The sequence below is a fragment of the Pedobacter petrophilus genome, from assembly GCF_009674725.1.
Taxonomy (GTDB): Bacteria; Bacteroidota; Bacteroidia; order Sphingobacteriales; family Sphingobacteriaceae; genus Pedobacter; species Pedobacter petrophilus.
In genome coordinates this window covers 1-5,812 of record NZ_WKKH01000089.1, presented here as the reverse complement: position 1 = coordinate 5,812, position 5,812 = coordinate 1, and the positions used below count along the sequence as shown (strand labels likewise).

Below are 5,812 nucleotides of genomic sequence, written 5' to 3'. Positions count from 1 at the left end.
TCGAAGTACATGATTAAGTTGCTTTATTTTAAAGGTGATGTCTAACAGACAAAACAAAAGAAGACTATTTTTAACAATAGTTAAAACTGGTCAGAATCAAATAACATTTTACAATGGAGAGTTTGATCCTGGCTCAGGATGAACGCTAGCGGCAGGCCTAATACATGCAAGTCGAGGGGTAGAGAAGGCTTGCTTTCTTGAGACCGGCGCACGGGTGCGTAACGCGTATGCAACCTACCTTTATCTGGGGGATAGCCCGGAGAAATCCGGATTAATACCGCATAAAATCACAGTATTGCATAATACAATGATCAAACATTAATGGGATGAAGATGGGCATGCGTGTCATTAGCTAGTTGGCGGGGTAACGGCCCACCAAGGCGACGATGACTAGGGGATCTGAGAGGATGACCCCCCACACTGGTACTGAGACACGGACCAGACTCCTACGGGAGGCAGCAGTAAGGAATATTGGTCAATGGAGGCAACTCTGAACCAGCCATGCCGCGTGCAGGAAGACTGCCCTATGGGTTGTAAACTGCTTTTATCCGGGAATAAACCTTTCTACGTGTAGAGAGCTGAATGTACCGGAAGAATAAGGATCGGCTAACTCCGTGCCAGCAGCCGCGGTAATACGGAGGATCCAAGCGTTATCCGGATTTATTGGGTTTAAAGGGTGCGTAGGCGGCCTGTTAAGTCAGGGGTGAAAGACGGTAGCTCAACTATCGCAGTGCCTTTGATACTGATGGGCTTGAATAAACTAGAGGTAGGCGGAATGAGACAAGTAGCGGTGAAATGCATAGATATGTCTCAGAACACCGATTGCGAAGGCAGCTTACTATGGTTTAATTGACGCTGAGGCACGAAAGCGTGGGGATCAAACAGGATTAGATACCCTGGTAGTCCACGCCCTAAACGATGAACACTCGCTGTTGGCGATACACAGTCAGCGGCTAAGCGAAAGCGTTAAGTGTTCCACCTGGGGAGTACGGTCGCAAGATTGAAACTCAAAGGAATTGACGGGGGCCCGCACAAGCGGAGGAGCATGTGGTTTAATTCGATGATACGCGAGGAACCTTACCCGGGCTTGAAAGTTAGTGAATCATTTAGAGATAAATGAGTGAGCAATCACACGAAACTAGGTGCTGCATGGCTGTCGTCAGCTCGTGCCGTGAGGTGTTGGGTTAAGTCCCGCAACGAGCGCAACCCCTATGTTTAGTTGCCAGCACGTTAAGGTGGGGACTCTAAACAGACTGCCTGTGCAAACAGAGAGGAAGGAGGGGACGACGTCAAGTCATCATGGCCCTTACGTCCGGGGCTACACACGTGCTACAATGGATGGTACAGCGGGCAGCTACATAGCAATATGATGCGAATCTCACAAAGCCATTCACAGTTCGGATTGGGGTCTGCAACTCGACCCCATGAAGTTGGATTCGCTAGTAATCGCGTATCAGCAATGACGCGGTGAATACGTTCCCGGGCCTTGTACACACCGCCCGTCAAGCCATGGAAGTTGGGGGTACCTAAAGTATGTAACCGCAAGGAGCGTCCTAGGGTAAAACCGATAACTGGGGCTAAGTCGTAACAAGGTAGCCGTACCGGAAGGTGCGGCTGGAATACCTCCTTTCTGGAGTAGCATCACCTACTCAGCTTTCGCAACATGATATTTCGTTAATAAGGTATAAGGAAATAAGGTTAAAGGTATAGGGTTATAAGGCTTAAGGTCTTGATTTCTGATCCTCACCGCCTGATCCCCTTACTTTATAAAAAAAAAGAGAAAAAAGAAACACCCAGAAGAAAACGGTGTGCGGCCTATAAAGGTACAGCATAACGGAGATGAAGATGGGGAAAGCCAAAGGATAAGCAGTAGCGGTAAGATACTATATACTGCATACAGACGCTGACCTTAAATCAACAGTCCCGTAGCTCAGCCTGGTTAGAGCACTACACTGATAATGTAGGGGTCTCCAGTTCAAATCTGGACGGGACTACACTTTAAGTCACAAGTCGTGAGTCTTTAAGTCGTGAGTCATTTAGACTGAAGACTTTGGGCTAAAGACTAAAAGACTACACTCTGGGGGATTAGCTCAGCTGGCTAGAGCGCCTGCCTTGCACGCAGGAGGTCAACGGTTCGACTCCGTTATTCTCCACCATTAAAGGTTGAGGGAAGTAAGGTAGAGGGTATAAGGTAAAACCTATAGCTGAAAGACACCACAACAAGAGTAAAAGGATGACAACAAGAGTAAAAGCATAAAAAAAGGAGTTACCTGGATTGGTAATCTACATTGACATAAAGATTTAAGAAAGAAGAAATTGCCGAAGGGGCAAGACAGGCAACTGTTGAATGGTTCGACCCCATGATTTTAACTAATAAGGCTGAAACGAGGCTTAGTTAGGGGACAATGAAACCCTCTACCTTTATACCCTCCACCTTCAACCTTAGTAAAGTTCTTTGACATATTGGAAGAAGTTAAAAAAGAAGAGCAAACAACAATAGGCGACTGTTGTGTTTGTGCTCACTTGAAGGGAGAGCAATCAACCAACGAGTATGAGACATCATAACAAGAGCAAAAAAGCATACTATACGGCGCAAAAGGCGTATAAGTAGAAGAAAGTAATAAAGAGTACACGGGGGATGCCTTGGCTCTCAGAGGCGATGAAGGACGTGATAAGCTGCGATAAGCTTCGGGTATTTGCAAATAGGAATTAATCCGAAGATTTCCGAATGGGGCAACCCGGCATGTTGAAGACATGTCACATATAATGAGCAAACCTGCCGAACTGAAACATCTAAGTAAGCAGAGGAAGAGAAAATAACAATGATTTCCTGAGTAGTGGCGAGCGAAAGGGAAAGAGCCCAAACCATTAATGTTACGGCATTAGTGGGGTTGTAGGACTACGATGTGTCATTAGCAAACAGAAGTGGAATGGGATGGGAAGCCCAGCGATACACGGTGATAGCCCGGTACACGTATAGAATGCTAGGCTAGTAGTATCCTGAGTACCGCGAGGTCGGAGACGCCTTGTGGGAATCTGCCGGCACCATCCGGTAAGGCTAAATACTCCTGAGAGACCGATAGTGAACCAGTACCGTGAGGGAAAGGTGAAAAGAACCCCGAACAGGGGAGTGAAATAGAACCTGAAACCGTGTACTTACAAGCGGTCGGAGCGTCCAGGTGGCGTGACGGCGTGCCTTTTGCATAATGAGCCTACGAGTTACTCTTCTCTGGCAAGGTTAAGTGCTTCAGGCACGGATCCGAAGCGAAAGCGAGTCTGAATAGGGCGTATAGTCAGAGGAGGTAGACGCGAAACCTTGTGATCTACCCATGGACAGGTTGAAGGTGCGGTAACACGTACTGGAGGACCGAACCGATAAACGTTGAAAAGTTTCCGGATGATCTGTGGGTAGGGGTGAAAGGCTAATCAAACTGGGAAATAGCTCGTACTCCCCGAAATGTTTTTAGGAACAGCGTGGATATTAAGTTTAATAGAGGTAGAGCTACTGATTGGGTGCGGGGGAGTCAAATCCTACCAAATCCAGACAAACTCCGAATGCTATTAAATATGATCTGCAGTGAGGCGCGGGGTGCTAAGGTCACGCGCCGAGAGGGAAAGAACCCAGACCATCAGCTAAGGTCCCCAAGTTACAGTTAAGTTGAACTAACGAGGTCCGATTGCACAGACAGCTAGGATGTTGGCTTGGAAGCAGCCATTCATTTAAAGAGTGCGTAACAGCTCACTAGTCGAGCGATCGGGCATGGATAATAAACGGGCATTAAATTGTACACCGAAGCTATGGGATTGAAATATATCGGTAGGGGAGCATTCTATCGGCAGCGAAGGTACCTGGTAATGGGTGCTGGAGCTTATAGAAAAGCAAATGTAGGCATAAGTAACGATAAGGCGGGCGAGAAACCCGCCCACCGAAAGGATAAGGTTTCCTGATCAACGCTAATCGGATCAGGGTTAGTCGGGACCTAAGGAGAACCCGAAGGGGAAATTCGATGGACAACTGGTTAATATTCCAGTACTTTTTATAACTGCGATGTGGGGACGGAGTAGTGACACTGCCGCGATCTGACGGAATAGATCGTTAAAGACAGTAGGTATTAGGACGGTAGGCAAATCCGCCGACCTAGCTGAAAGTCGATAGTACAATAAACCTTCGGGTGAATTGATAGCGCAGGTAATCAGACTTCCAAGAAAAACCGCTAAGCTTCAGGTTATAAAAACCCGTACCGCAAACCGACACAGGTATCCGGGAAGAGGATTCTAAGGTGCTCGAGTGAATCATGGCTAAGGAACTCGGCAAAATGGCCCTGTAACTTCGGGAGAAGGGGCGCTGGCAGCAATGTCAGCCGCAGTGAAAAGGCCCAGGCGACTGTTTAACAAAAACACATGGCTTTGCAAAATCGAAAGATGAAGTATAAGGCCTGACACCTGCCCGGTGCTGGAAGGTTAAGAGGGGATGTCATCCTCACGGAGAAGCATTGAATCGAAGCCCCAGTAAACGGCGGCCGTAACTATAACGGTCCTAAGGTAGCGAAATTCCTTGTCGGGTAAGTTCCGACCTGCACGAATGGTGTAACGATCTGGGCGCTGTCTCAGCCATGAGCTCGGTGAAATTGTGGTCCCGGTGAAGACGCCGGGTACCCGCAACGGGACGGAAAGACCCCATGCACCTTCACTACAATTTAACATTGACATTGGATACAGGATGTGTAGGATAGGTGGGAGGCTTTGAAGCGGCGTCGCTAGGCGTCGTGGAGCCAACGTTGAAATACCACCCTTTCTGTATTCGGTGTCTAATCCCGTACTTACGGGAGACATTGTTTGATGGGTAGTTTGACTGGGGTGGTCGCCTCCAAAAAGGTAACGGAGGCTTTCAAAGGTAAGCTCAGTACGCTTGGTAACCGTACGCGGAGTGCAATAGCATAAGCTTGCTTGACTGTGAGACATACAGGTCGATCAGGGTCGAAAGACGGATATAGTGATCCGGTGGTTCTGCATGGAAGGGCCATCGCTCAAAGGATAAAAGGTACGCTGGGGATAACAGGCTGATCTCCCCCAAGAGCTCATATCGACGGGGAGGTTTGGCACCTCGATGTCGGCTCGTCACATCCTGGGGCTGGAGAAGGTCCCAAGGGTTCGGCTGTTCGCCGATTAAAGTGGCACGCGAGCTGGGTTCAGAACGTCGCGAGACAGTTCGGTCCCTATCTGTTGTGGGCGTAGGAATTTTGAGTGGGGCTGACCTTAGTACGAGAGGACCGGGTTGGACTAGCCTCTAGTGAATCTGTTGTTCCGCCAGGGGCATTGCAGAGTAGCTACGCTGGGAATAGATAAGCGCTGAAAGCATCTAAGTGCGAAACTAGCCACGAGATGAGAATTCCATATAGGACCGTAGAAGACTACTACGTTGATAGGCTACAGATGTAAAGCTGGCGACAGCATAGTCGAGTAGTACTAATCATCCGAAGCTTTCAAAGCAAAACAGACTGTTGTTTGTTCTTCGAAACTTAACTTCTTTCAATAATATGTCATTTAAGTTGTAAGTGATGGGTTATACGTTGTAAGTAGAGATACTTATAACTTAAAACTTAATACTTATCACTCAAATAAAAACATTTAGGTGCCTATATCGGTGGTGTCCACCTCTTCCCATTCCGAACAGAGAAGTTAAGCCCACCAGAGCCGATGGTACTGCGGTAACACGTGGGAGAGTAGGTCGGTGCCAAATCTTAAAAGCCTCAAATCAGGCATTTAACAAAGAACCCTTGCAGTAACAACTGCAGGGGTTTCTGCGTTATCA

At 47.8% G+C, this 5,812-nt stretch carries 2 tRNA genes and 3 rRNA genes; all 5 read left to right on the top strand.

The window, feature by feature from the left end:
* The first annotated feature begins 110 nt into the window (after positions 1-110).
* The 5 genes from GJU39_RS22820 (at position 111) to rrf (ending at position 5,740) form a co-directional block, all read left to right on the top strand.
* A 16S ribosomal RNA gene (locus tag GJU39_RS22820) occupies positions 111-1,630 on the top strand.
* Positions 1,631-1,919: 289 nt separating this feature from the next.
* Positions 1,920-1,994, top strand: a tRNA-Ile gene (locus GJU39_RS22815).
* 85 nt (positions 1,995-2,079) lie between these two features.
* A tRNA-Ala gene (locus GJU39_RS22810) sits at positions 2,080-2,156 on the top strand.
* A gap of 455 nt (positions 2,157-2,611) precedes the next feature.
* A 23S ribosomal RNA gene (locus GJU39_RS22805) occupies positions 2,612-5,489 on the top strand.
* 139 nt (positions 5,490-5,628) lie between these two features.
* Positions 5,629-5,740: ribosomal RNA gene (gene rrf / locus GJU39_RS22800) — 5S ribosomal RNA — on the top strand.
* Together the 16S, 23S and 5S rRNA genes with 2 tRNA genes alongside form the textbook arrangement of a ribosomal RNA operon.
* Positions 5,741-5,812 lie beyond the last annotated feature (72 nt).